This window comes from Streptomyces sp. NPDC043853 (assembly GCF_056436025.1).
Genome location: NZ_JBWKDJ010000019.1, coordinates 101,489 through 126,371, shown reverse-complemented (window position 1 = coordinate 126,371; position 24,883 = coordinate 101,489). Strand labels below are relative to the sequence as shown.

Here is a 24,883-nt window from a genome sequence, read left to right as displayed (position 1 = left end):
CCCTGCCGGGCCCCTGGAGCGGAGCTCCCGCCCGGAGGGCCCGACCCGTACCCGGACCGGGGTGCGGGGAGGCTGCGCGCACCCTCGCGGAACCGGGGTGCCGTGTGCCCACCTCCCCCGGACTCCGTCCGGGGGACCCCCACCCCCGAGCTCTCGACTTCGCTCGAGCAGGTGGGGGTACCCCCGGCGAAGCCAGGGGGGAGGACCCCCATCGCCCCTGCGGCACGACTGCCCACACGGCGGCGGCTGGGTCATTCCTCCACGTGCAGCAGCATGCGCTTGAGGAGGGCGGCGAGTTCGGCCGTCTCGGCCGGGGCGAAGGGTTCGAGCATCGCCACCTCCGCCAGCCCGCGCAGCCTCATCGCCGCGAGCCAGCGGGTCCGGCCCTCCTCCGTCAGCTCGACGTCCACGCGGCGGCGGTCGTCGGCCGCGCGCAGGCGGCGGACCAGTCCGGAGTTCTCCAGCGTGTCCAGCCGGCCGGTCACGCCCGCCGGGGAGAGCAGGAGTTCGGCGGCGAGCTCGGAGGGCGTGGCCCGCCAGGGTTCGCCGCGGGAGGCGAGCCGGTGCAGGGTCTCGAACTCGAAGGGCTGCAGCCCGGTCTCGGAGAGGGCGCGTTCCTTGGCCCGCTGCACGTGCTTGGCCAGCAGCTGGATGCGGGTGATGACCTCCTCGGTGGGCACGTCGAACGGCACCTTGCCGCGCCATCGCGCGATGTGCCGGTCGACGGAGTCCTCCGTCGGCGGTGGGCTCTGCCCGCTGCCCGCTTGCTCGCTCATCCCGGCATTATCGCGCCACCCCAAGATATTTCGTTGACGAATGATTCGTCAGCGAAATACCTTCGGCCGGTGACCCCGACCCCCGACCTGTGGCGGCTGCTCGCCGGCCGCACCTTCGCCGCCTTCGCCACCGCCCTCATCCCCACCACGCTCACCCTCGCCGTGGTCGGCACCGGCTCCGCCGGCGACCTCGGCCTCGTGCTGGCCTGCGAGATGGTGCCGATGCTGGTGCTGCTGCCGGTCGCCGGCGTGGCCGCCGACCGCTTCCCGGCGCGGCGGGTGGTGCTCGCCGCCGACCTCGTCCGGGCCGCCGCGCAGCTCGCCGTCGGCGTGCTGCTGCTGACCGGGCCGGTCCGCGTGCCCGCGCTGGCCGCGCTCTCCGCCGTGACCGGGGCGGCGGTGGCCTTCGGCACCCCGGCGGCCCGCTCCCTGGTGGCCGCCGTGGTGGCCGGACCCGAGCGGCTGCGGGCCAACTCCCGGCTGATGGTGGCCCAGGGGCTGGCCTCGGTCGCCGGTCCGGGCGCCGCGGGCGGGCTGATGATGGGCATCGGAGCCGGCTGGTCCTCGCTGCTGACCGGCACGCTGTTCATCCTCTCGGCGGTCACCCTGGGCGGCCTGCGCACCCCGCACCGGGCTCCGGCCGGGGACCGGCCGGGCTTCGTCGCGGAGCTGCGCGAGGGCTGGGCCGAGACCCGGCGGCACCCCTGGTTCCTCGCCAACGTGCTGGGCCACGGCGTCTGGCACCTGGCGGCCGGGCTGCTGCTCACCCTCGGCCCGCTGATCGCCGTGGAGTCGCTGGGCGGCGAGGCCGCCTGGGTGGTCATCGCCCAGGCCGGCACCGCCGGAATGCTCGCCGGCGCCTGGGCGGCCGGCCGGCTGCCGGTACGGCGGCCGCTGGTCTGGGTGGCCTTCGCCTCGGCCGCCTTCGGCCTGGCCCTCGCCGCGCTCGGGCTGCGGCTGCCGACCCCGGTGGTGGCCGCCGCGTACTTCCTGGGCCTCGGCGGGGTCGGACTGCTCAGCCCGCTCTGGGAGACGGTGATCCAGCAGCGGGTACCGGCCGGTGCACTGGGCCGGGTCGGTTCCTTCGACACCCTGATCTCCTTCGCCGCCCGGCCGTTGGGGCTGGCCGCGGCGGCCCCGCTCGCCGCCGTCGCCGGGACCACCGGCCCGCTGCTGGCGGCCGCGGCCCTGGTGACCGCGGCCAATCTGGGCGTGCTGCTGCTTCCGGACGTGCGGGAACATCCGGAGCGGGAGCATGCATTCGCCCTGCGATGATGTGTGCGACCGGGGGTTGTGGCGGGGACGAGAAGTGCAAGGGGTGTGAGCGGATGGCGAGTGTGGGGACCGCGCTGCGGGAACTGCGCGGGGCGCAGAAGTCGGCGAAGGGGGTGTCCCTCTACTCCCGGTTCGTCAACCGGCCGGCCGGGCGGTACCTGGCGGCCGGCTCGTACGCCCTGGGACTCACCCCGAACCAGGTGACGCTGATCAGCGCCGCCTTCAGCTTCGCCGCGGTGGCCGCCGTCGCGCTGGCCGCGCCCTCGTGGGCGCTGGGGCCGGCCGTGTGGGCCGCGCTCGCCGTCGGCTTCGCCTTCGACTCGGCGGACGGGCAGCTGGCCCGGCTGCGCGGCGGGGGCAGCGCGGCCGGCGAATGGCTCGACCACGTGGTGGACGCCGCCAAGCTGACGGCGCTGCACACCTGCGTGCTGATCGCCTTCTACCGCTTCCCGGAGGCGTACGGGACGCAGGCCGACGGCTGGCTGCTGGTGCCGCTCGGCTTCCAGTTCGCGGCCGTGGTGACCTTCTTCGGTGGACTGCTGACCGAGAAGCTCAAGCCGAAGCCGGCTCCTGGTGACCCCGCCGCCGCGCCCTCGACGCTGCGCGCCGTGGCGCTGCTGCCGGTGGACTACGGCGTGTTCTGCCTGGTGTTCCTGCTGCTCGGCGGCGGGGAGCTGTTCGCCCTCGCCTACGCGGGACTGGGCGCCGTGGCGGCCCTGTTCCTACTGGCGTTCCTGGCGAAGTGGTTCCGGGAGCTCAGCGCCGTTCGGCGGTGAGGGTCTCCGGCAGGGGCTCGGCGAGCGCGTCCAGCGCCCGGCGCAGCTGGGTGCTGGAGGTGTGCACGGTGTACGGGAAGTAGACGACGTCCACGCCGACGGCCGCGAAATCGGCCTCCAGCTTGTCCCCCTTGGGCGTGCCCCGCCAGTCGTCGCCCTTGAAGATCACGTCGAACCGGACCTGCTTCCAGGTCTCGACCTTGTCCGGCACGGTCTCGACGAAGGCGGCGTCCACGTACTTGACGCTGCGAACGATTTCCAGCCGCTCGACCAGCGGGATCATCGGCCGGCGGCCCTTGGCCAGTTCCGCCATCTCGTCGGAGACCACTCCGGCCACCAGGTAGTCGCACTGACTCCGGGCGTGGCGAAGGATGTTCAGGTGTCCGATATGGAACAGATCGTATGCGCCCGGCGCATAACCCACTCGATAGGGCTTGCGCGCGGGCATGCCAAGTTCGGACATGTCCTGCTCCGTCATCTGTTACCCCCCAGCGACCGCACCCCCCGGTGCGGTGGATTAGCAGACAATAGCGTGCACGTTCCGCCCCGTGCGGATGAACGATTAGGGTGGCGTGCGCATCGATCAGGGGGAAGGGGACTGTCAGTGTCCGCATCCGGTCACCGGCGCCTGCTGCTGGTTTCCACCAATTACGCTCCCGAGCACGCGGGCATCGGTCCGTACGCCACACAGATCGCCGAACACTGGGCGCGATCCGGCCACGAGACGCACGTGTTCGCCGGCATGCCGCACTACCCCTCCTGGTCTCTGGAGCCGGAGTACAAGGGGGCGCTCCGGCGCACGGAAGAGCGCGCGGGGGTCCTCGTGCACCGGCGTGCGCACACCGTCCCGGCGCGGCAGACCGCGGTGAAGCGGGCGATGTTCGAAGGATCGATCCTGCTGCACGGTGCCGTGGCCCCGCCGCGGATCCCGAAGCCGGACGCGATCCTCGCCCAGATGCCCAGCCTGGCCGGCGGGGTGCTGGCCGCACGGATGGCCGCGCGCTGGAAGGTCCCGTACGTCCCGGTGGTCCAGGACCTGATGGGCGCGGCGGCGGCACAGAGCGGCATCAGCGGCGGCGACAAGGCCGCGGCACTGGCCGGGCGCGCGGAGGCGTACGCGCTGAAGCGGGCCACCCTGGTGGGCGTGATCCACGAGACCTTCGTCGACCGGGTGGTCGGCATGGGCGTGGACCCGGCGAGGATCCGGCTGGTGCCGAACTGGTCGCACGTGCCCTCCCCCACCAAGCCGCGCGGCGAGACCCGCCGCCACCTGGGCTGGGCGCCCGGCCAGACCGTCGTCCTGCACTCCGGGAACATGGGGCTGAAGCAGGGCCTGGAGGTACTGGTGAACGCCGCCCGGCTCGATCCCGCCGTCCGCTACGTCCTGATGGGCGACGGGAGTCAGCGGGCCGCGCTCGCCGAGATGTCGGCCGACGTTCCCAACCTCGACATCATCCCCCCTGCCGGGGACGCGGACTTCCCCGATATCCTCGCGGCGGCGGACGTGCTCGCGGTCACGCAGCACGCGGCCGTGCTGGACATGAGCGTGCCGTCGAAACTCACCTCCTACTTCGCGGCCGGCCGGCCCGTCGTCGCCTCGGTGGCGTCCGAGGGCGGCACCGCACAGGAGGTGGAGCGTTCGGGTGCCGGTGTGCTCGTACCGCCGGAGGACCCGAACGCGCTGCTGAAGGCCGTACGGTCGCTGGCCGAGGACCCGGAGGGCGCGGACGCGCTGGGCGCGGCCGGTCCGCGTCACGTGGCGGCGCACCTGAGCCGTGAGGCGGGCCTGGCCCGCATCGACGCACTGATCGACGAAGCACTGGGGGGAACCCGGCCGTGAACGACAAACACCGCCCGGTGGCGATAGCGGCCGAGGACGAACCGGACCTCCTGCGGGACCAGTTCAAGCAGCTGCTGCGCTACCGCAGACTGCTCGGCGCGGGCATCGGCATCGGCCTGCTGGGCGGTGTCTACCTCGGCATATCCACCGCCGACACCTATGTGGCCACCGCGGACGTGGTGCTCCGCACGCCGACCGACGACCCGTTCAACCCGTCCATCGCGGCGGACAAGACGGTCAACATCGGCTCGGAACGGCAGACCGCGCTCAGCCGCTCCATCGCCGAGGAAGCGGCGAAGAAGCTGGGCGTCGGCGAGTCCGGGCTCGGGGCGCTGCGCACCGGCCTCCAGGTGACCAACCCGCCGCAGTCCATGGTGCTGAGGTTCACCTACACCGCCGACAGCCCGCGGGAGGCGGCCCGCCGGGCGAACGCCCTGACGGAGGCGTACCTGTCGAAGCGCCAGGAGGCGCTCGACGCCACCCGCGACAAGATGGTCAAGAGCTACGAGAAGCAGCGCGACCCGATCGCCAAGCAGCTCGACGAACTGGCCAAGGACATCTCCCGGATGCCGGCCGGCGCCGCCCGCGACGCCGCCGCCTCCCAGAAGACCGACCTGCAGAGCAAGGTCGGCCAGTTCAACGGGCAGATCTCCAAGCTGGACGCCCTGGACATGACCCCGGGCCGGATCACCAGCAAGGCCACCCCGCCGTCCGGATCGGACGGCCCCGGCCTGCCCATGTCACTCGCCCTGGGCGCGGCCGTGGGCCTGGCCCTCGGCCTGCTCGCGGCCTGGGTCCGGCTGGTCTTCGACCCGGCGCCGCGCTCCGACGGCGATGTCTCCCGGGCCCTGCGGGCGCCCGTCCTGGGCTCGCTGCCGCGCGACAAGAGCGCCGGCGGGCCGCTGCTGGCGGCCGGCGAGGAGGACCCGCGGCTGGCCGAGGAGTTCCGCTCGGTGGCCTTCCGGCTCGCCTACGACTCCCGCTTCGCCGACCGGCGCCGGCTGCTCGTGGTGGCCCCGCGGGGCAGCAGCGAGATCGCCGCGGCGGTCGCCGTGAACCTGGCCGCCTCCTTCGCCGAGACCGGCAAGGACGTGCTGCTGATCGAGGCGGACCTGCGCACCCCGGTGCTGGCCAGCCAGCTGCCGACGGACGCGGGCGGCCGGCCCCGGTGGAGCCAGATGCCGGGCGGGCCCGGCCAGAACGCGGCCGGACACTCCGAGACGGACTGGCCCGACGGCCGCCAGCTGGTCGTGGACGCCGGCGAGTCCGGTTCCTTCGACCTGATCCCGGGTGACCGGGTCCGCAACGTGGCCCGCGCGCTGACCTCGGCCCGCGCCTCCCGCCTCATTTCCGAGGCGGACTCCCCCAACTCCACGGTGGTCGTACTGGCCCCGCCGGTGCTGTCGTACGCGGACGCCCTCGCGCTGGTCGACCGGGTCGACGGCGTGCTGGTGGTCTGCGACCCGCGGGCGGTGCAGCGCACCGACCTGGCCCGGATCCGCGAGCTGATCACCGGCGCGGGCGGCACGGTGCTCGGAGCGGTCCTGCACGGACCGCTGCCGGACGACAAGAAGGGCGGCGGCCCGCGCCGCGGCAAGCGCGCCCCGGGCAACGCCCCCGCCCCCGCGGCCGCACCGGCCCCGCGCCCCCGCCCGACCCTGCCCGTCGAACAGCACATCCCGGGCGACGGCACGGACACGGTGGCGCTGCGGACGGTCCGTACGGGCCAGCGGTGAGCGGACGTCGCGGTGTCGCGGCGCTGGCCTCGGTCCTGGACCAGGCGGCCTCCAGCGCCACGAACATCCTGGTCCTGGTGCTGGCGGCCCGCCTGTCCTCGGTCTCCGGCTTCGCCGCCTTCTCGATGGTGTACGTGACGTTCACGGTCCTGCTCGGCCTAAACATGGCGTACGTCGGCCAGACCGTGGTCCTGGAGAAGGCGGAGGAACGCCTCGGCACGGTCTGCCGCTCGGCGGTCGCGTTCACGGCCGCGGCCTCGTTCGCGGCCGGCGTGATCCTGGTCGCCGTCGCCACGCTGCTCCCCGGCTCGACGGGCGCGGCCTTCGAGGCCCTCGGCAAGGTCCTCCCCCTGGTCCTGCTCCAGGACGGTCTCCGCTACTGCTTCTCGGCGCTGAGGGCTCCGGAACGGGCCCTGGCGGCGGACACGCTGCGCCTGGCCTGTGTGGTGGCGGCGCTGCTGTCCCTCCCGTCCGGCACGTCGGCGGAACACCTGGTCCAGGTCTGGGGCCTGTCGGCGATCCCCGCACTCCTCCTCGGCCTGGTCCTGCTGTGGCCGTACGTCCGGGGGGCGCGCACGGACATCGCCCCCTACCTCCGCCGCGGCCACCTCGGGCAGCGGTTCGTCGTCGAGTACGCGGTGGGCCAGGGCTCCAGCCAGCTGGCCGTGCTCGGCCTGGGCGCCTTCGCCACCCCTCTCGCGGTCGGCGCCCTCCGCGGCGCCACCACCCTCTTCGGCCCGCTGAACGTCCTGTTCAACTCGGCGAACGCCTTCGCCCCGCCGGTCCTGAACCGCCTCACCGGCAAGCGGGCGGTCGTACGGGCCACCCTGACGCTGGGTCTGGCCCTGGGGGCCCTCGCGGCAACGGTGGCCGCGGCCCTCTACGCCCTCCCCGACTCCTGGGGCCGCGAACTCCTGGGCGACACCTGGCCAGCGGCGGCAGCCCTGCTGCCCGCGACGGGCGCCCAGTACGCGGTGATGGCCCTGGGCACCTCGGCCCTCCTGACCCTCCGCGTCCTGGACCCGAGGGCCACCCTCTCCGTCCAGGTGGTCTTCTCGCTGCTCTCGGTGGCCTTCCTCCTCGCCGGCTACGCCGCCTGGGGCGTCACCGGCGCCGCCTGGGGCCTCGCCCTCGGCTCGGCCCTGAAGGCCATGGCCGCCTGGTGGCGCGTCACCCGCGTCCCGGCCACCCTCCCGGCACCGCTGCCGACCTGATCGCCCCCCGTGCGGGCAGGCGTCCCGCAAGGCGGGACGGGTGGGCGCACGGGACACCGCCGCCCAGCGGCTGTACCCCGCCCGCCCGAACCCCCGCTCACAGCGGCGACTCTGCAGCCCGAAGCTGCCCGCACCGGGGCGGGACAGCGCTCAGCGGAGCGTCTTGTTCTTGTCCGTGCGGTACGTCGCGACCAGCGCAAGGCAGAGCGCGGCGATGGCCACGCGGCCCGAGGCCTGGAGGAGGGGGCCGCGGAGGAGGATGAAGGAGTAGCCCGCGACCAGGGGGACGACCACCGAGATGAGCGAACCCGACGGCGTGCTGCGTCTGGCGCGTTTCGCGTAACGGCGGTCGACGCGGGCGGCGGCGTAGCCCATGGCCATCAGTCCGCCGGTCATGCCGATCGAGCCGAAGTCGATCCACAGCTCCGCCCAGATCGGGGAGGAGAGGTTGGTGTTGACGGTGCCCATCCACTGGCCGACCATCACGCCGGTGTCGCGCGGCTTGCCCGCCCAGACCGAGCGCGGCACCGCGAAGAAGACGGAACCGGCCAGCTGCCGGCCGTACAAGTGGCCGGGTCCGGAGTCGACGTAGGTGATGGTGTTGGCGAACATGCCGATCTGGTCGTAGTCCTTCAGGGCCATCGGCTCCAGGAAGGACGTCGTCTCCACCGGCTTGTAGTTCTTCTCGTCGTAGCGGAAGCGGTCCGCGAACGGGAAGATCAGGAGCGCCACCACCACGGCCATGGACAGCGCCACCCGGTACATCGCGGCGCTCACCGGGAAGACGGTGAAGAGCATCGCGAACATCACCGTCAGGAACCAGTAGCGCGGGTTCGAGATGGGGTTGTTGACTATCAGGTTGAGCACGCACAGCGCGGCCCAGGTGGCGATGATCACCGGCTTGCGGCGGGCGTACACCGAGGTGACCAGCCAGCGGGTGTAGAGCAGCCAGGCGAGCAGGGCCGGGACGGTGCCGAAGCCGCGCAGGAAAGCCTGGCCGGCCTGGCCGTCGCCGTTGGAGACGCCGGCCTCCTCGATGCCGGCGATGATCTCCTGGCGGCTGCTGAAGAAGACCGCCGGGCCGCCCAGCTTCATGATGAACACGCCGCTGCACAGGAACGCCAGCAGCGTCAGCAGCTGGAGCCGGCGGCGGTGGGTCATCACCGGGCGCGGCTCCTTCTGCGTGCCGAACACCCCGCCGGCCGGCCGGTGCCGGGCCAGCAGCACGCCCACGTCGAAGGCGATGCAGCCGATCAGCACCAGGGCCACGGCCCAGGTGAGGTCGGAACGGGGGCCGACGACGGGGGTCGGGACCTGCCCGAGCACCGCCTGGGCCAGCGGGGCCACGCCCATCGCCATGTAGACGAACAGCCAGAAGGAGCCCTGGAGCAGCTTGCGGCGGCTGGTGAGGACCATCGCGGAGAGCCGGGCGCCCGCGTACATGGTGAGTGCGAGCTGCAGCCAGAACGCGGCGTCGTCGACGCCGGCTCCGGGCTGCACGGCGACGATCAGCGGCAGGAAGACGGTGAAGCCCAGCGCGAGCGGCACCGACAGGGCGCGGGAGAGCAGGGTGCGCGGGGTGGTGACCCGGCCCCACTGGGCGGCGTCGTCCTCCGGCGGCGCGGTGGCACGGGGCGGCAGCGGCTTGCGTATGTCCGTTGCCACCGTGCCTGCCCCCACCCCTGTGCGCTGTCCGGGCGCAGTCTAGTCTGAGCCCGCGGCGCCTGGGGAGGCGCCGACCGGGGGCGAGCTCGAAGGGGGGCATGTGCCACGCGATCTGACGGCCTTCACGCTGGCCGGCTACGACAAGGGACGCGGGTTCCTGACCCAGGCACTGTGGTTCGCCGTGCTCAACACGGTGTTCATGGCCTGGTTCTGTCCGGCACGGCTGCGCGTCGCCCTGTTGCGCGCCTTCGGTGCGGACATCGGCGAGGGCGTCTTCATCCGCCACAAGGTGCGCGTGCTGTGGCCGTGGAAGCTTCACGTCGGCGACCACGCCTGGATCGGTGAGGGCGCCTGGCTGCTGAACCTGGAGCCGGTCACCATCGGCGCGCACGTGTGCGTCTCGCAGGAGGCGATGCTCTGCACCGGTTCGCACGACCACCGGGCCTCGGACTTCCGCTACCGCAACGGCCCGATCACCGTCGAGGACGGTGCCTGGGTGGCGGTACGGGCGACCGTGCTGGCCGGGGTGACCATCGGCCGCCACGCGGTCGCGGGCGCCGGGGCGATCGTGCACAAGGACCTGCCGGAGCTGACCCTGCAGACCGCGGACGGTTCCCGCCGGCCGGTGGAGGAGCCCAAATGAGAGTCCTGCACGCGGTCACGCTGCACTCGCCGCAGAATGCGTTCGGCGGCCCGGTGCGGGTGGCCCTGAACCTGGCCGAGGGGCTGCGCGAGCGCGGCCACGAGGCCACCCTGCTGGCGCTCGGCGAGGGCTTCGGCGAGCCCTGGCCCACCGATGTCGAAGGGGTGCCGGCCGAGCTGTTCCCGGCCCGCCGGCTGCTGCCGCTGGGCTTCAGCGGGATGACCTCGCCGGCGCTGCTGGCCAAGGCCGGGCGGCTGGTCCGCGACGCGGACGTGGTGCACGTGCACCTGGCCCGCGACCTGGTGACCCTCCCGATCGCGCTGGCGGCCCTGCGGGCCGGCCGGCCGCTGGTACTGCAGACCCACGGCATGGTGGACCCGAGCGACAAGGCCCTGGCGAAGGTGCTGGACGCGCTGGCGGTCCGCCGGCTGCTGCGCGGCGCGGGCGCGGTGCTCCATCTGACCGGGCACGAGAAGCAGGGGCTGGAGGCCGTGGTCGGCGGTGCGCTGCCGCGGGCGGTCCGGCTGGTCAACGGCACCCCGGCGCAGGAGGAGCGGCCGCCGCTGTCGGGTCCGCCGCGGATCCTGTACGCGGCGCGGCTGCAGGCCCGTAAGCGGCCGGTGGACTTCGTGGACGCGGTGCCGGAGGTCCTCCGCGCGTACCCGGACGCCGAGTTCGTGGTGGCCGGCCCGGACGAGGGCGAACAGGCCGCCGTGCTGCGCCGGATCGCGGAGCTGGGGGTGGCGGACCGGGTCTCCGTACCGGGGCCGCTGAGCGGGCGGAACGTGCTGCGGGAGCTGCGCCGGGCGCACGTGTACGTACTGCCGTCGGTGGACGAGCCGTTCCCGATGTCGGTGCTGGAGGCCCTGTCGGTGGGCGTGCCCTCGGTGGTGACGCACTCCAACGGCCTGGCCCGGGACATCGCGGAGGCGGGTGCCGGTCACGCCGTCACCCCGGGACCCGAGGGGGTCGCCGGGGCGGTCCTGGCCCTGCTGGACCCGGAGGCGAACCGGACCGCGTCGCGGGCCGCCCGGAAGCTGGCGGCGGAGTCGTTCTCGATGGACGCGGTGCTGGACACGCTGCTGTCGGTGTACGAGGGGCTCGGCCGGGCGGGCGGCGCCTGACCGGCCGCGGTCCGCGGGGCCGGGTCAGGAACGGCGGATGACGATGTCAGCGGACCCAGCCGGTGAAGCCCTGCTCGCCGCGCCAGGGGCGGGTGGGTGCGGCGGCCTGCGCGGTGGGCTGCAGGGCGGAGGCCGCGGCCCGTACGAGCCAGGCGTTGACGGAAAGGCCCTCCGCGGCGGCGGCTTCCTCGACCCGGGTCTTGAGGTGGCCCGGGAGCCGGAAGTTGATCCGGGCGGTGGTGCCGTCCTCCACGTCGGCGGGGACGACCGGAACCGGAGCGGGCGCGGGCGTGGCGGGGGTGATGTTCTCGGACCCCGCGCCGGTGCCGGCCGGCGGGGCGGTGACGACGAACTCGGGGTCCACCCCACGCAGCCGTACGTCGACCGAGCCGGGTGCCAGGTCCCGGGTGACCTCGGCCATGGCGTCCGAGAGGGCGTTCAGGAGGGTGAGCCGGGCGGCGGACTCCAGCGGAGCGGTGAGCCGCTCGGCGAGGACCCGCGCCTCGTCGCCGCCGGCGTGGGCGGCGACCGCGAGTTCCTGTCGGAGGTGGTCGACGTAGGGAGTAAGGTCCATGACGCCATCATGGCATGGAGTTGGCGCCACGAACAAAGAGCAATGGTGTCATTATGGCACCATTGAGCATCGTGAGGCACCGTCGGCTTAGGGGCCGGCCCGCCTGACCGGACCGGGACCGCGCCGGGGAGCGGGCATGCGCCGGGAGGGGGCATGCGCCGGGAGGGGGCATGCGCCGGGAGGGGGCATGCGCCGGGAGGGGGCATGCGCGAGCCCCCGGCCGCTCGGGGCCGGGGGCTCGGCAAGGGATGCGGTTACGCCGGGAACCAGACGTAGCAGCCCGTGGAGACGAACGCGGCCGTGCCGGCCGGGATCTTCGCCGTGAGCGGGGCACCCGGCTTGGCACCCATCTCGGGGCCGGACGCCAGCACCGAACCGCTGGCGGACTTCGCCTCCCAGATGCAGGACGTGGTCGGGGTGGCCGCCCGGTAGGTCCCGGCCGCGGGGGACTTGCGGGTGCCGTCCCCGAAGCCCTTCTCCGCCGCCGCCAGCACCGGCTTCTGCTCCGGGCAGAGGTAGGTGATCGCGTCCTTGGCGCCCGCGATCTCGCCCGAGGCCACCGCCGCCGCCGCCGCGTTCTTGTCCCGCTTCGCGGTGCGCTCGATGCGCTGGCACGCGTCCTGGCCGGTCTGCAGGACCGCCGCCGGGTCCGCCTTCTCCGGCACCCGGCCGCTCAGGTACTTCTTCTCGTTCTCCTTGAAGGAGCCCGTGGCCGGCGTCAACTTCGCGTCCGGCACCACCGGACCGGTCGGCTTCGCCTCCGGCGAGGCCGGAGCGGACGGCGCGGCGGGCGAGTCCGCCGGGTCCGGGACCGAGGACGCGGCCGGGGGCTTCGGCTTCGCCTCCGCGGCCGGCTTGTCCCCGTCCGAGCTGCAGGCGGTGAGGGACAGGGACAGGACGGTGGCCAGCAGAACAGCAGCCGCTGCCGGGCGTCGGTACATCACAGGGCTCCCGTGGTACTGGGGCGGGGTGCGCGGAGGGTCGGGTTGCACGCGTCCACGTGGACGGACGCGCGTTCGGGTATGGGTGCGGGCCCCGGCCTCGAGGCCGGGGCCCGCAGGCGGCACCGTTACGGCGCGCCGAAGGTGAGAACCAGCTGCGGAGTGCCCTCCGCCGCCGAGGCCTCGCGGGACCAGATCCACAGCGGGTCGGTGCCCGCCGAGGTCAGGGCCATGTCGTAGCCGGTGCCCAGCGCGGCCTTCACCGCGGCCGTGTCCAGCTCGACGTTGTGGATCGCGGAGCCGTCGGCGATGCCGGCGACCGAACCCAGCACCGTGGCACCCAGCGTCGGCTTGGTGTTGTAGGTGGTGGTCGCGCCGCTCCAGGAGCCGGTGACCGGAACCACCTTGACCGTGTCGGCCGTGCCGGCACTCGCCTGGGTGCTGGTCTTGATCTGCAGCGCGGCCGACTTCAGCACCTGCCCGGCGGGGGCCGCCGGCAGGGTGAAGCGCAGGTACGTCTCGTACGCCGAGGTGCCGCGCACCGCGAGCGAGGTGGACGTGCCGTAGGCCGCGTTCGGGGCACCCTGGTTGACGTAGGTGTCCTCGGTCGCGGAGACCGTGGTGACGGTCTCGGCCACCGCCTTGGCCAGGTCGTAGTGGTTCTTGACCTGGGCCTGGGTGAGCGCGGACGGGTAGACGGCCGTCTCGTCGATCTGCCCGGCGAAGAAGTTGCTCGTCGGACGGTTCGGCCAGCTGCCCAGCTGGTCCCCGCCCACGTGCCAGTAACCCCAGTAGGGCTGGTGCGTGGTGACGTTCAGCTGGCCCTTGTTCTGGCCGTCGACGTACAGCGTCATGCCGCCCGCACCCTGGGTCGCGACGACGTGGTGCCACTTGTTGTCGTTGTAGGTGTCGAACAGACCGGTGGTGACGGTGCGCGTCGAGCCGCCGCTGTAGACACCGAAGACCAGACGACCCGTGTTGGTCATGTAGATCTGCTTGTCGTACTGCTTGCTGTTGCGGGTGGTGTTGTCACCGAACCCGATCAGCTTGCCGCCGCGCGTGGTGTTCGTCTTGAACCAGGTCTCCAGGGTGTAGGCGGAGCCCACCTCTTGGCGGCGGTCGCTGTGCACCTGCTGGCTGGTGCCGTTGAGGCCCATCGCCGTGCTGGAGCCGGTGATCGCACCGGGAGACTGCTTCAGCGCCGGGGCGTTGACCTGGATGCCGCTGCGGTTGCCCGAGACCGAGGAGTCGGCCGTGTACGGGCTGACCGCGTCGTCGTAGCGCCAGTACAGATCCGCGCCGTCGGCGCGGACCTGGTTCGGGTACGCCTGGACGGAGCCCGGGACGGCCACGCTCGCGGTGGCCGACAGGGCGCTGGTGTTGCCCGCCGCGTCGGTCGCGGTGACCCGGTAGGTGTACGACTGGCCGGCCTTGACCGTGGTGTCGTTCCAGGACGCCTGCGGGCGCTCCCACTCCAGGGAGGAGGCGGCGACCGTGGCGATCGGGGTGGCCGCACCGTTGCGGTAGATCCGGTACGTCAGCTTGCTGTCGTCCTGGTCGTAGCTGGTGCGCCAGCGGACCTGGACCTCACCGGGCTTGACGCTGGAGGCGCTGGCGACCGGGGTGGTCGGGGCGCCGACGTCGCCGGTGGAGGCGAAGCGGGTCAGGCCCCACTGCTCCTTGCCGTTGATGAGCGTGAACTCACCGCCGACCCACATGTACTTGACGCCGTTCTTCTCCGACACGGACATCACGCGCGGGCCGATGCCCTCGGTGCCCTCCATGCCGTCGTTGGCGGTGGGGTGCCAGCCGAGCTTGCCGGGGCTGCGCACGAAGCCGTCCACCGGTGCGGGGGCGGCGCCGGCCCAGTTGGTGTTCTGGGCGAGCAGGAAGTTCCGCTTGCCGTCGGGGAACTCCAGCTCGGTGGAGCAGTCGTGGGCGTGCGAGGAGCTGTAGAGGACCCCGTCGTAGGGCAGCACGGCCTGGGTCGCGCCGAGGCAGCGGTCCCGCCACTTCTCGCTGAAGTCGCTCAGGTTGAGGCCGATGCGACCGTCGAAGACGCCGCCGCCGGAGCCCTCGTTGCCGGTGTACCAGCCGCCGTTCTCGTCGGTGGCGATGTCCTTGACCACCGAGTTGCTCGGAATGTTGCTGTAGGTCTTGACGACCGCGCCGGTGCCGGCGTTCACCACGGCGAGCGCGTGGCTGTTCTTGCCGTTGACGGTGAAGAAGTCACCGCCGAGCAGGACGTTGTTGCCGTCCGGGGTGACCTCGATCGCACGGCCGGGCTCGTCGGCGTTGGCCGTGAACGGCTTCAGCTCACCGGAGGCGGCGTCGACCGCGGCGAACCGCTCGCGGTTCTGACCCTCGACGGTGAAGAAGTCGCCACCCGCGTACAGGGTGTCGTCGGTGACCGCGAGCGCGCGCACGGTGGCGGCGAAGCCCGGGTGGAAGTCGGCCTTGGGCTTGCAGCTCGCGATGTCGATCGCGGCGAGGCTGCTGACCGGGACGCCGTTGACGGCACCGAAGTAGCCGCCCGCGTACAGGGTCTTCTTGTCCTTGGAGACGGTCAGGGCGCGCACCGTCGCGCTGCCCTCGCCGATGGTGAAGGACAGCTTGCAGGAGGTGGGGGCTCCGGTCGCGGCGTCGAACGCGGCGAAGTTGACGGCCTCCTGCTCGGCCCCGGCCGCGCCCACGGGCGGACGCACGGCGGAGAAGGTGCCGCCCGCGAAGACGGTGCCGTCCGCTTCCGCCATGGCGAAGACGACGCCGTTGGTCTGCCAGGTCGGCAGGTTGTCGGCGGTGAAGGCCACCGGCTGGGTGATGGCCGACGCCTCCGGCATCAGCACCACACCGATACCGGCGCCGGCGCCGGCCAAGGACAGGACGAGGGCAGTCGTCAGCCCTCTCGATCTACGCATGAGCCCCCCAGGGCGGCAACGCCCGGTTGTGTGGCTGGAAATATTCGTTCAGCCATATGTACCGGCGCAGACTAGGGCTTCGGTGAGAACCTGTCACCTCACTTGACCCATTGCATACCAAGTGGGAATGAGCAGCGCTCAGCACGGCAGGCGCACATCGGACATACGGCAGGTTTGCCCCGGTCATCCCCGTCAAGGGATGACCGGAACATGCAAATCCTAGGGTACTGCGGGTAACTCGCGGGTCTCAGCGGTCGATCCGGACGGTGACTCCGGCGAGCTGGTCCTCGACCTGCCGGATGTCCGCTTCCACCATAATCTGGGCCAGTTCCTCGACCAGGACCGTCGGCTTCCAGCCGAGCAGCTCGCGCGCCTTGCTCGCGTCACCGATGAGGGCGTCGACCTCGCTGGGGCGCTCGTACTTGGCGTCGTAGGCCACGTACTCCTCCCAGTCGAGGCCCGCGTGCGAGAAGGACGCCTGGACGAACTCGCGGACGGTCGCGGCCACACCGGTGGCGACCACGTAGTCGGTGGGCTCGTCCTGCTGCAGCATCCGCCACATGGCGTCCACGTACTCGGGCGCGTAGCCCCAGTCGCGCACGGCGTCGAGGTTGCCGAGGTACAGCTTGTCCTGGAGGCCCGCCTTGATCCGGGCGACCGCGCGGGTGATCTTGCGGGTCACGAAGGTCTCGCCGCGGCGCGGGGACTCGTGGTTGAAGAGGATCCCGTTGACCGCGAACATGTCGTAGGCCTCGCGGTAGTTCACGGTGGTCCAGTACGCGAACACCTTCGCGGCGCCGTACGGGCTGCGCGGGTGGAACGGGGTCTGCTCGTTCTGCGGCGGCGGGGTGGCGCCGAACATCTCCGAGGACGAGGCCTGGTAGATGCGGGTGTCCACGCCCGAGGCCCGGATCGCCTCCAGCAGCCGCAGCGCGCCGAGGCCGGTGACGTCACCGGTGTACAGCGGGGCGTCGAAGGAGACGCGCACGTGGGACTGGGCGCCCAGGTTGTAGACCTCGTCGGGGCGTATGTCACGGAGCAGGTTCACCAGCGCGACGCCGTCGGACAGGTCGGCGTGGTGGAGCACGAGGGACCGGTCGGCCGTGTGCGGGTCCTGGTAGATGTGGTCGATCCGCTCCGTGTTGAAGCTGGACGAGCGCCGGACCAGGCCGTGCACCGTGTAGCCCTTGGAGAGCAGCAGCTCGGCGAGGTAGGAGCCGTCCTGGCCGGTGACGCCGGTGATCAGCGCGGTCTTGCTCATGCGGGTTCCCCCCGGGGGTTGAAAGTGGTTCCTGTTCAGCGGTCCCGGGGCGGTGCCCCGGCATCCGGCGCGCGGGCTTCCGCCCGCGCTTCGGCTCATGCGGGTCCCCGCATGGTACGTGTGTGCGGCTCCGGCACCGCCCGGGCCCCAGGGGATCCGGTGCGCAGCCCGGGGCAGCCGCCGCCCCGCCCGGATGCCCTGGCATCATCGGCGGTATGACAAGCTTTCTGCCTTCGCGTGCCCGCATCTTCGTCGCCGGACACCGCGGCCTCGTGGGGTCCGCCGTCGTACGGCGGCTGACCGCCGACGGGCACGAGGTGATCACCCGGGGCCGCGCGGACCTGGACCTGCGGGACGCGGCCGCGACCGGCGCGTTCCTGAAGGACGTCCGCCCCGACGCGGTGGTGCTCGCCGCCGCCAAGGTGGGCGGAATCATGGCGAACAGCACCTACCCGGTGCAGTTCCTGGAGGAGAACCTGCAGATCCAGCTGAGCGTCATCGCCGGCGCGCACGCGGCCGGCGTGGGGCGCCTGCTGTTCCTCGGCTCCTCCTGCATCTACCCCAAGCTCGCCCCGCAGCCGATCCACGAGGACGCGCTGCTGACGGGCCCGCTGGAGCCGACCAACGAGGCGTACGCGCTCGCCAAGATCGCCGGCATCGTGCAGGTGCAGTCGTACCGGAAGCAGTACGGCGCCTCGTACATCTCCGCGATGCCGACGAACCTCTACGGCCCGGGCGACAACTTCGACCTGGAGACCTCGCACGTCCTGCCGGCCCTGATCCGCCGCTTCCACGAGGCCGCGGCGCAGGGGCGCGAGGAGGTCGCGCTCTGGGGTTCGGGCACGCCCCGCCGGGAGTTCCTGCACGTGGACGACCTCGCGGCGGCCTGCGCCGTGCTGCTGGAGCGGTACGACGGCGACGAGCCGGTGAACATCGGCTGCGGCGAGGACCTCACCATCAAGGAGCTCGCGGAGACCGTCGCCGAGGTGACCGGCTTCACCGGGCGGCTCGCCTGGGACACCTCCAAGCCGGACGGGACCCCCCGCAAGCTCCTGGACGTGACCCGGCTGGGCTCGCTGGGCTGGAAGCCGGGGATCCCGCTCAAGGACGGGATCGCCGACACCTACCGGTGGTGGCTGGACAACCGCTGACCGCATGGCTCAGTACGCTCCGCGGCCGTCCACGACGGCCCGGAACGTACGGCCCATCACGTCGACATCGCTGGTGAACGACCAGTTGTCGACGTACTGCAGGTCAAGCTGAATCGTTTCATCCCAGGACAGGTCGGACCTTCCGCTGATCTGCCACAGCCCGGTCATCCCCGGCCGCACCGCCAGCCGGCGGAGCTCCACCTCGTCGTACCGCGCCACTTCCTCGGGCAGCGGCGGCCGGGGGCCGACCAGCGACATGTGGCCGCTCAGCACGTTGAACAGCTGCGGCAGTTCGTCCAGCGAGGTGCGGCGCAGCAGTCGGCCCACCCGGGTCACCCGGGGGTCGCGGCGCATCTTGAACATCAGGCCGTCGTTCTCGTTGGACGCCGCCAGGTCGGCCTTGAGCCGGTCCGCGTCCACCACCATGGTGCGGAACTTCCACATGACGAACGGTTCGCCGTCGCGGCCGATCCGGTGCTGCCGGTAGAACGCCGGGCCGCGGCTGCCCAGCCGGATCGCCGCGACGATGCCCAGGAAGACCGGGGAGAGCAGCAGCAGGCCGAGGCCCGCGCCGATCCGGTCCAGCGCCGACTTCAGCACCGGCTGCAGGCCGCGCCGCACCGGCGGGGCCACCCGCAGCACCGCGAGGCCGCCGGCCGACAGGGTCTCCAGGCGCTTGACCGAGACCTCCACCAGGCCGGGGAAGACCGCGAGTTCCAGGCCCGCGTCGTGCAGGGCCCAGGCCACCCGGCGCAGCCGCTCGCCGGTGATCCGCACCCCGGGGGCGACCAGGACCAGGTCGGCGTGCTGGCCGCGGACGGCGCCGAGGACGGTGTCCGCGTCCCCGGACGGAGTCTCGGGCATGTCCGCGCCGAGCCGTCCGGCGACCGGGACGCCGCCGGTCAGTTCGCCGTCGCCGACCGGGAGCACGCCGACCACCACGTACGGGTGGTCGGTCCGGGCGGAGAGGTGGGCGATGACCCCCTCGGCCGCACCGGGCTCACCGATCACCAGCACCCGGCTGACGGCCTGGGCCTCGCGGCGGGCGGCGAAGAGATGACGGTAGGTCAGCTTGCGGCAGGCGACGGTGACGAGGAGGGCCGGCAGGAGGGCGCCCAGAGCGGCCAGACGCGGGGTGCTCTCGTCCGTCGCAGCCCGGGCGACGGCCAGGACGCCGATCAGAATCAGCCAGTCGTGCAGCACCGGGAGCACTCCCCGGGACTCACCGAGCGCCCGGTTCGCGTAACGTCGGCGGAGCGCCTGCACACAGATCCAGGCGAGCGCCGCACCGGCCGCGCAGTACAGCGGGCGGACCTGGCGGGCGGCCTCGAACACCAGGAACACCGGGACGGCGGCGCCGAGCAGGTCGGCGGTCAGCGCTGCGGGCAGGTACCAGCGGGCCTTGTCGCCCAGGCGTCGCAGGGGCGCATTCGACTCGTACGCCGATCCGGCCACTCTTTGCGCAGGAAATCGGACATGCCTCATGAGCCCCCCTGGCACGTGGATATGACGGAGGCGAGTGTCCGCGGCTTCCCCAAACGGCAGACAACTATCGCACCGGAGAACAGTACGACAAACGTCCGTACGGTAGATGCCGTTTGCTTCAATGCAGCCTCATGTTGCCCGTTCGTTAGCATCCGGTACATCAGATTCCGCATTCTGGACCGACTCTACGCGGGCCGGCACGGGCCTGGACACGGGCCTCGGCGCGAACGAAGGTGAACGGTTCGCATATCGAACCTGCCACTTCGGACAACGGACCATTTCCGGCCAACCTTTTGACGCGACCCTGACAGTTCAGCCGGGAGCTGGCACGCTTCGATCCGTTCTTCGCACAGCGTTCGCACAGCCACTGCACGGCCATCGCTCAGCCCTGCTCTGCCCGGAGGCCCCACCCAGCCGTCCGGAACCCCCCTGCAGAAGGAGTCTGCGTTGAGTCCCACCCCCCACCGGCGTGCCACCGCGGCCGGCGCTCTCGTAGCCGCAGCGGCACTGCTCGCCGTCGGCATGCAGACCACGACGGCCTCCGCCGACGCCACCGCGTCGCAGGCGAACCGCGCCGTCCAGCCCAACCCGGGCGCGGCGCCCATGAAGCTGAGCCCCTCGGAGCGTGCGACGCTCCTCGCCGAGGCGAACTCCGGCACCACCCAGGCGGCCAAGGCCCTCGGCCTCGGCGGCCAGGAGAAGCTGATCGTCCGCGATGTCGTCAAGGACGCGGACGGCACCACGCACACCACCTACGAGCGGACCTACGCCGGCCTCCCGGTCCACGGCGGCGACCTCACGGTGCACGCCAAGGGCGGGGTCACCAAGAGCGTGACCAAGGCGACCAACCACGAGATCAAGGTCGCCACCACGGACGCCACGGTCACCCCGGCCGCCGCCGAGGGCCAGGCGCTCTCCGCCGCCAAGGCCGAAGGTTCCAAGGACGCCAAGGCCTCGAAGAACGCCCGCAAGGTGATCTGGGCCGCCACGGGTGCCCCGGTGCTCGCCTACGAGACCGTCGTCGGTGGATTCCAGCACGACGGCACCCCGAACGAGCTGCACGTGATCACCGACGCCAGGACCGGCGCCAAGATCACCGAGTGGCAGGCCATCGAGACCGGCACCGGCAACACCATGTACAGCGGCCAGGTCACCCTGGGCACCACGCAGTCGGGCAGCACCTGGAACCTGACCGACGCCGCGCGCGGCAGCCACAAGACCTACAACCTCAACCGTGGCACCGGCTCCGGCACCGGCACGCTGTTCTCCGGCCCGGACGACACCTGGGGCAACGGCCTGCCCTCCAACCTGGAGACGGCCGGCGCGGACGCCCACTACGGCGCGGCGGTCACCTGGGACTACTACAAGAACGTGCACGGCCGCAACGGCCTGCGCAACGACGGCGTCGCCCCGTACACCCGGGTCCACTACGGCAACGCCTACGTCAACGCGTTCTGGAGCGACTCCTGCTTCTGCATGACGTACGGCGACGGCGAGGGCAACAACAAGCCGCTCACCTCGACGGACGTGGCCGCGCACGAGATGACCCACGGTCTGACCTCGGTCACCGGCAACATGACCTACAGCGGTGAGCCCGGCGGTCTGAACGAGGCGACCTCCGACATCATGGCCGCCGCGGTCGAGTTCTACGCCAACAACCCGACCGACGTCGGCGACTACCTGGTCGGCGAGAAGATCGACATCAACGGCGACGGCACCCCGCTGCGCTACATGGACAAGCCGAGCAAGGACGGCTCCTCCAAGGACGCCTGGTACTCCGGCCTCGGCGGCATCGACGTCCACTACTCCTCGGGTCCGGCCAACCACTGGTACTACCTGGCCTCCGAGGGCTCCGGGCAGAAGGTCATCAACGGCGTGAGCTACGACTCGCCGACCTCCGACGGCCTGCCGGTCACCGCGATCGGCCGGGACGCCGCCTCGAAGATCTGGTTCCGCGCGCTGACGGTGGGCTACTTCAAGTCCAACACCAACTACGCCGACGCCCGGGTCCAGACCCTGAAGGCCGCCGCCGACCTGTACGGCCAGGGCTCGACCATCTACAACAACGTCGCCAACGCCTGGGCCGCGATCAACGTCGGCCCGCGCATCAACGACGGTGTGACGGTCCAGCCGATCGCCAACCAGAACACCCAGATCAACACCGCGGTGAGCCTCCAGGTCCAGGCCACCAGCACCAACCCGGGCGCGCTGAGCTACGCGGCGACCGGCCTGCCGGCCGGCCTGTCGATCAACGCGTCCACCGGTCTGATCTCGGGTACGGCCACCACGGCCGGCACCTCCAACGTGACCGTCACGGTGACCGACTCGGCGAGCAAGAGCGGCACCGCGTCCTTCACCTGGACCGTCGGCACCAGCCAGCAGAACGTCTTCGAGAACACGAACGACTACCAGATCGCGGACAACTCCACCGTCGAGTCCCCGATCACCGTCACCCGCTCCGGCAACGCGCCGAGCACCCTGAAGGTGGACGTCAACATCGTCCACACCTACGTCGGTGACCTGCGGGTCGACCTGGTCGCCCCCGACGGCACCGTCTACAACCTGCGGAACCGCACCGGCGGCAGCGCGGACAACATCGTCCAGTCCTTCACCGTGAACGCCTCCTCCGAGGTCGCGAACGGCGTGTGGAAGCTGCGCGTGGCGGACCTCGCCAGCATCGACACCGGCTACATCAACAGCTGGAAGCTGACCTTCTGATCCGCTTCCGCCGACCCGCCCCGGCACACCGCGGGGCACGGCACGACCGAACCGGGAACGGCCCGGGGACCCCAGGTCCCCGGGCCGTTCCACGTCGCCAACGGGCCGGTCAGTCCTCGTCGGGGATGAGCCGTACGGCGAAGACGCGGACCTCGGAGTCGCGACCCGGCAGGACCTTGTCGAGCGGCTGGCCGCTGCACCCCCGGTCCCCGTAGAGCAGGGCCGGGGAGCTGGACTCGTTGACGGTGCGGAAGGCCGGGGTGGCGGCCAGCTCGGGGAACGCGATGCACACCCCGTCCTCGGGGTCGACGAGGACGGCGGTGGTCTCCCGGCCCCACGCGTCGGTGTACGTGTACTCCACGCCGCCGGAGGCGGCGGCGGACGTCCCGGCGGCGGGCAGCACGGCGAAGGCGGCGGCAGCGGCGGCGACGGCTGTGGTCGCGGCGGTGCGGGTACGGAGGTGCATGCGCGGCAGCGTAGGAGCGGCCGCCCGGCCGCGGGGGCACGCTCCCCCGGTGTTCCCCAGGTTCACCCGAAGGGGCCCGGCGGGGCGGGCAGGCGGCTCAGGGCGTGCGGGTCAGGGCGTGCGGGTCCCGGGCACACGGGTCAGGGCACACGGGTCAGGACCGGGCGCGGAACGCCTCGCGGAAGATGGCGTCGAGCAGGTCCGCGGTGGAGGCCCGCCCGACCCGCCCCTCGTCGCCGGGCCGCTCCCGGCCGTCCCGCCGCCCCTCCGCCGGGGCGGGGTCCTCGTCGCCCCGGCTGTTGTCCGCCGGCTCGCCCTCCTCGGCCCGGTCCCGCTCGTCGTCCCACGGGTCCTCGTCGTCCCACGGGTCGTCGTCCTCCCACGGGTCCTCGTTGTCCCACGGGCTTCCCTCCCCCCATTCGTCCCCCTCGTACGCCTCGTCCCACGGGTCGCGGCCGTCACCTCCGTTGCCGCCGCCGCCCGAGGGCCGGTCCTGGTCCCGCTGCCGCTCGAACCGGACCGCGACCGCCTCGAAGCCGTCCTCCTGCTCGTCAGGTCCGAGCACCGCCACCGGTTCCCCCGAGCACGCGTCGTCGTCGAACAGCAGGGCCACCAGGGGCGTCCGGTTGGCCGCCTCCACCGCCGGCCGGTTCGGCGAGGTGCCGCCCAGCAGGTAGCACGTGTGCGTCGAGGCCGGGTGGAGCCGCCCGTGCCGCTCGTCGCCACCGGCGAAGTAGGTGTAGTTCAGGGTGGCCCCGTCCGAGGCGAACGCCGCGTCCTGGCCGGAGACGGGGAGGACGAGGGCGAACGCGCCGGCGAAGGCCGCCGCGGTGGTACGAAGACGCATGGGGGTTCCGTTCTTCCACAGGCGTTGGGTACCGGTCCGGTCGGCACCCCGCGGGGAGCGTAGAAGCGGAGCGCCTCGCTGAAACGTTTCCCCGCCCAGGGGCGTTCGGAGGTTCACCCGGAGAGGGGCCCGGCCGCGCGGCCGGGCCCCTCTCCGTCGGGCACACCGTGGATGTCAGACCCGGACGGACGCGCGCTCCCGCTCCGTCACGTCCGTCACCGCCGGCTCGCCGGCGAGGACGAGCTCACCGTCGGCCGGTGCGCCGTGGGACGCGTCGCTCCCGCGCACCCTGCGGGTGGCGCCCAGCCGACGCATCAGCGGCTGCTCCACGTACGTGTACAGCAGGTGGGAGGCCAGCAGGCTGAAGGCGAGGACGGCGAACAGCAGGGCCGCCCCGACGCCCGTCGTCAGCTGCGCACCGTTCACCGCCCAGCGGTAGAAGAAGACCAGCGCCATGCCGTGCACCAGGTAGAAGGCGAAGGACAGTTCGCCGAGCCGGACCAGGACGGCGCCCCGGAACGGCGAGGCGGACCCCCGGACATCGGCCGTGGCCGCGGCGGCCACCAGCGGGACGAGCCACATCGCGCCGGTGCCACCGATGCCGAACAAGTACGGGACCTTCGAGGCCATCGCGTAGCCGCCGGCCGCGATCAGCAGCGAGGGCAGCAGGCCGACCCGGGGCCAGGAACCCGTCATGACCAGACGGGCGACCACCATGCCCAGGACGAATTCCAGGGCCCGGACCGGCGGGAAGGTGTAGACGAACCAGAGCTGCTCGTAGGAGACGGAGCCGTACGGCGGAAGGCCCAGCGGGGCTCCGCCGATCAGCTCCCGGGCGGCCAGGGGGACCAGCCAGGTCAGCGCGACCAGCGCGGCGGCGAGCGGCCAGAGCCGGCGCACCGGAACCCGCTTCAGCAGCGGCAGCAGCAGCGGGAAGGCGAGGTAGAAGAACAGCTCGCAGGAGAGCGACCAGCTGGCCTGGTTCATGGAGGAGGAGACGTGGCGCTCGGGGGACCACGCGTGCAGGAGTAAGAAGTTGGCGACGGAGCCCTCGGCGGTGAAGGCGTCGGCGAAGGCCAGCATCAGCGCCGCGGTGATTCCGAAGGTGGCGAGGTGGTTGGGGAAGATCTTCACCAGCCTCCGCCGCAGGGTTCCGCTTGCACTGTCACCTGGTCTGGCCGCCCAGGTCAGGACGAAGCCGCTGAGGACGAAGAAGAAGGTCACCCCGTAGGCCCCGGAGCGGGCGAACATCTGGTTCAGGTCCAGCCCGAGCCGGCCGCCGATGTACGGGAGCTGGGTGGCGTGCACGGCGAAGACGAGCAGCGCCGCGATGAACCGGAGTCCGGTGAGCGAGGGCAGCCTGGCGGCCTGTCCTCGTCTGGTGTCGATCGACATGGTGGATCCCTTTCCGGTGGCGTGTGGGCGTGTGCCGGTCCGGCCGGGGGCGTGCGGCCCGGCGGCCGGAGCCGGTGA

General features: G+C 72.3%; 20 protein-coding genes. 9 read left to right on the top strand and 11 right to left on the bottom strand.

Annotation, left to right across the window (positions count from 1 at the left end; translation table 11 throughout):
- Window positions 1-251 precede the first annotated feature (251 nt).
- Complete coding sequence (locus AC067U_RS34305) at window positions 252-776, bottom strand: MarR family winged helix-turn-helix transcriptional regulator (RefSeq protein WP_478833744.1); 525 nt, start codon at window positions 774-776, stop codon at window positions 252-254.
- 69 nt (window positions 777-845) lie between these two features.
- Here AC067U_RS34305 and AC067U_RS34300 point away from each other — a divergent pair, with 69 nt between their 5' ends.
- Both AC067U_RS34300 and AC067U_RS34295 read left to right on the top strand, forming a co-directional pair.
- The gene (locus tag AC067U_RS34300) at window positions 846-2,051 is read left to right on the top strand and encodes an MFS transporter (RefSeq protein WP_478833743.1); all 1,206 of its coding nucleotides are present in this window, start codon (window positions 846-848) and stop codon (window positions 2,049-2,051) included.
- A 53-nt stretch (window positions 2,052-2,104) separates the two neighbouring features.
- Complete coding sequence (locus AC067U_RS34295) at window positions 2,105-2,827, top strand: CDP-alcohol phosphatidyltransferase family protein (RefSeq protein WP_478833742.1); 723 nt, start codon at window positions 2,105-2,107, stop codon at window positions 2,825-2,827.
- On the opposite strand, the gene AC067U_RS34290 is transcribed toward AC067U_RS34295, so the two are convergent.
- The gene (locus AC067U_RS34290) at window positions 2,808-3,275 is read right to left on the bottom strand and encodes an FAD synthase family protein (protein ID WP_478833774.1); all 468 of its coding nucleotides are present in this window, start codon (window positions 3,273-3,275) and stop codon (window positions 2,808-2,810) included. The two genes, AC067U_RS34295 and AC067U_RS34290, sit on opposite strands and share 20 nt — an antisense overlap.
- Window positions 3,276-3,461: 186 nt before the next feature.
- Here AC067U_RS34290 and AC067U_RS34285 point away from each other — a divergent pair, with 186 nt between their 5' ends.
- From AC067U_RS34285 to AC067U_RS34275, 3 genes are read left to right on the top strand one after another with little or no spacing between them, the layout of a single operon-like run.
- A complete protein-coding gene (locus AC067U_RS34285; RefSeq protein WP_478833773.1) occupies window positions 3,462-4,667 on the top strand; it encodes a glycosyltransferase family 4 protein in 1,206 nt (401 codons plus the stop codon).
- The gene (locus tag AC067U_RS34280) at window positions 4,664-6,403 is read left to right on the top strand and encodes a lipopolysaccharide biosynthesis protein (protein WP_478833741.1); all 1,740 of its coding nucleotides are present in this window, start codon (window positions 4,664-4,666) and stop codon (window positions 6,401-6,403) included. Before AC067U_RS34285 ends, AC067U_RS34280 begins: the two co-directional genes overlap by 4 nt.
- On the top strand, window positions 6,400-7,617 hold the full coding sequence (locus AC067U_RS34275; RefSeq protein ID WP_478833740.1) for an MATE family efflux transporter: 1,218 nt from the start codon (window positions 6,400-6,402) through the stop codon (window positions 7,615-7,617). The genes AC067U_RS34280 and AC067U_RS34275 overlap by 4 nt, the downstream gene beginning before the upstream one ends.
- Before the next feature lie 150 nt (window positions 7,618-7,767).
- On the opposite strand, the gene AC067U_RS34270 is transcribed toward AC067U_RS34275, so the two are convergent.
- Complete coding sequence (locus AC067U_RS34270) at window positions 7,768-9,282, bottom strand: hypothetical protein (protein ID WP_478833739.1); 1,515 nt, start codon at window positions 9,280-9,282, stop codon at window positions 7,768-7,770.
- 100 nt (window positions 9,283-9,382) lie between these two features.
- Between AC067U_RS34270 and AC067U_RS34265 the strand changes: the two genes are divergently transcribed.
- On the top strand, window positions 9,383-9,925 hold the full coding sequence (locus tag AC067U_RS34265) for a WcaF family extracellular polysaccharide biosynthesis acetyltransferase (protein WP_478833738.1): 543 nt from the start codon (window positions 9,383-9,385) through the stop codon (window positions 9,923-9,925).
- A complete protein-coding gene (locus AC067U_RS34260) occupies window positions 9,922-11,049 on the top strand; it encodes a glycosyltransferase (RefSeq protein WP_478833737.1) in 1,128 nt (375 codons plus the stop codon). The genes AC067U_RS34265 and AC067U_RS34260 overlap by 4 nt, the downstream gene beginning before the upstream one ends.
- Before the next feature lie 46 nt (window positions 11,050-11,095).
- Here the strand turns inward: AC067U_RS34260 and AC067U_RS34255 are convergent, their stop codons facing one another.
- The 4 genes from AC067U_RS34255 to gmd all read right to left on the bottom strand — a co-directional run bounded on the left by AC067U_RS34255 (window position 11,096) and on the right by gmd (window position 16,743).
- The gene (locus AC067U_RS34255; protein ID WP_478833736.1) at window positions 11,096-11,623 is read right to left on the bottom strand and encodes a toxin-antitoxin system HicB family antitoxin; all 528 of its coding nucleotides are present in this window, start codon (window positions 11,621-11,623) and stop codon (window positions 11,096-11,098) included.
- 254 nt (window positions 11,624-11,877) lie between these two features.
- Complete coding sequence (locus AC067U_RS34250) at window positions 11,878-12,564, bottom strand: hypothetical protein (protein ID WP_478833735.1); 687 nt, start codon at window positions 12,562-12,564, stop codon at window positions 11,878-11,880.
- A 128-nt stretch (window positions 12,565-12,692) separates the two neighbouring features.
- Entirely contained in the window at window positions 12,693-15,482 is a 2,790-nt protein-coding gene (locus AC067U_RS34245) for a CBM96 family carbohydrate-binding protein (RefSeq protein WP_478833734.1), read from the bottom strand.
- A gap of 247 nt (window positions 15,483-15,729) precedes the next feature.
- Window positions 15,730-16,743 (bottom strand): GDP-mannose 4,6-dehydratase, encoded by a 1,014-nt coding sequence (gene gmd, locus AC067U_RS34240; protein ID WP_478833733.1) that lies wholly within the window; start codon window positions 16,741-16,743, stop codon window positions 15,730-15,732.
- Window positions 16,744-16,958: 215 nt separating this feature from the next.
- Between gmd and AC067U_RS34235 the strand changes: the two genes are divergently transcribed.
- Window positions 16,959-17,894 (top strand): GDP-L-fucose synthase family protein, encoded by a 936-nt coding sequence (locus AC067U_RS34235; protein ID WP_478833732.1) that lies wholly within the window; start codon window positions 16,959-16,961, stop codon window positions 17,892-17,894.
- Between the two features lie 9 nt (window positions 17,895-17,903).
- Here AC067U_RS34235 and AC067U_RS34230 read toward each other — a convergent pair whose 3' ends face one another.
- Window positions 17,904-19,379 carry a sugar transferase gene (locus AC067U_RS34230; protein WP_478833731.1) on the bottom strand — a complete coding sequence of 492 codons (1,476 nt, stop codon included), beginning with the start codon at window positions 19,377-19,379 and terminating at the stop codon, window positions 17,904-17,906.
- A gap of 447 nt (window positions 19,380-19,826) precedes the next feature.
- Here AC067U_RS34230 and AC067U_RS34225 point away from each other — a divergent pair, with 447 nt between their 5' ends.
- Window positions 19,827-22,097, top strand: a complete 2,271-nt coding sequence (locus AC067U_RS34225) for a M4 family metallopeptidase (RefSeq protein ID WP_478833730.1) — start codon at window positions 19,827-19,829, stop codon at window positions 22,095-22,097.
- A 109-nt stretch (window positions 22,098-22,206) separates the two neighbouring features.
- Here AC067U_RS34225 and AC067U_RS34220 read toward each other — a convergent pair whose 3' ends face one another.
- From AC067U_RS34220 to AC067U_RS34210, 3 genes are all read right to left on the bottom strand, one after another.
- Window positions 22,207-22,563 carry a hypothetical protein gene (locus AC067U_RS34220; RefSeq protein ID WP_478833729.1) on the bottom strand — a complete coding sequence of 119 codons (357 nt, stop codon included), beginning with the start codon at window positions 22,561-22,563 and terminating at the stop codon, window positions 22,207-22,209.
- Window positions 22,564-22,717: 154 nt separating this feature from the next.
- Window positions 22,718-23,410: a hypothetical protein gene (locus AC067U_RS34215; protein WP_478833728.1), complete on the bottom strand. Its 693-nt coding sequence runs from the start codon at window positions 23,408-23,410 to the stop codon at window positions 22,718-22,720.
- A 174-nt stretch (window positions 23,411-23,584) separates the two neighbouring features.
- Window positions 23,585-24,805, bottom strand: a complete 1,221-nt coding sequence (locus AC067U_RS34210) for an acyltransferase family protein (RefSeq protein ID WP_478833727.1) — start codon at window positions 24,803-24,805, stop codon at window positions 23,585-23,587.
- Between the last annotated feature and the right edge of the window lie 78 nt (window positions 24,806-24,883).

Excerpts from the sequence above, each read along its gene's own strand:
- AC067U_RS34255 (WP_478833736.1), bottom strand. The coding sequence starts at position 11,623 with ATGGACCTTACTCCCTACGTCGACCACCTCCGACAGGAACTCGCGGTC.
- AC067U_RS34295 (WP_478833742.1), top strand. The coding sequence starts at position 2,105 with ATGGCGAGTGTGGGGACCGCGCTGCGGGAACTGCGCGGGGCGCAGAAG.
- AC067U_RS34235 (WP_478833732.1), top strand. The coding sequence starts at position 16,959 with ATGACAAGCTTTCTGCCTTCGCGTGCCCGCATCTTCGTCGCCGGACAC.
- AC067U_RS34245 (WP_478833734.1), bottom strand. The coding sequence starts at position 15,482 with ATGCGTAGATCGAGAGGGCTGACGACTGCCCTCGTCCTGTCCTTGGCC.
- AC067U_RS34305 (WP_478833744.1), bottom strand. The coding sequence starts at position 776 with ATGAGCGAGCAAGCGGGCAGCGGGCAGAGCCCACCGCCGACGGAGGAC.
- AC067U_RS34210 (WP_478833727.1), bottom strand. The coding sequence starts at position 24,805 with ATGTCGATCGACACCAGACGAGGACAGGCCGCCAGGCTGCCCTCGCTC.
- AC067U_RS34230 (WP_478833731.1), bottom strand. The coding sequence starts at position 19,379 with ATGAGGCATGTCCGATTTCCTGCGCAAAGAGTGGCCGGATCGGCGTAC.
- AC067U_RS34215 (WP_478833728.1), bottom strand. The coding sequence starts at position 23,410 with ATGCGTCTTCGTACCACCGCGGCGGCCTTCGCCGGCGCGTTCGCCCTC.
- AC067U_RS34220 (WP_478833729.1), bottom strand. The coding sequence starts at position 22,563 with ATGCACCTCCGTACCCGCACCGCCGCGACCACAGCCGTCGCCGCCGCT.
- gmd (WP_478833733.1), bottom strand. The coding sequence starts at position 16,743 with ATGAGCAAGACCGCGCTGATCACCGGCGTCACCGGCCAGGACGGCTCC.
- AC067U_RS34260 (WP_478833737.1), top strand. The coding sequence starts at position 9,922 with ATGAGAGTCCTGCACGCGGTCACGCTGCACTCGCCGCAGAATGCGTTC.
- AC067U_RS34250 (WP_478833735.1), bottom strand. The coding sequence starts at position 12,564 with ATGTACCGACGCCCGGCAGCGGCTGCTGTTCTGCTGGCCACCGTCCTG.
- AC067U_RS34290 (WP_478833774.1), bottom strand. The coding sequence starts at position 3,275 with ATGCCCGCGCGCAAGCCCTATCGAGTGGGTTATGCGCCGGGCGCATAC.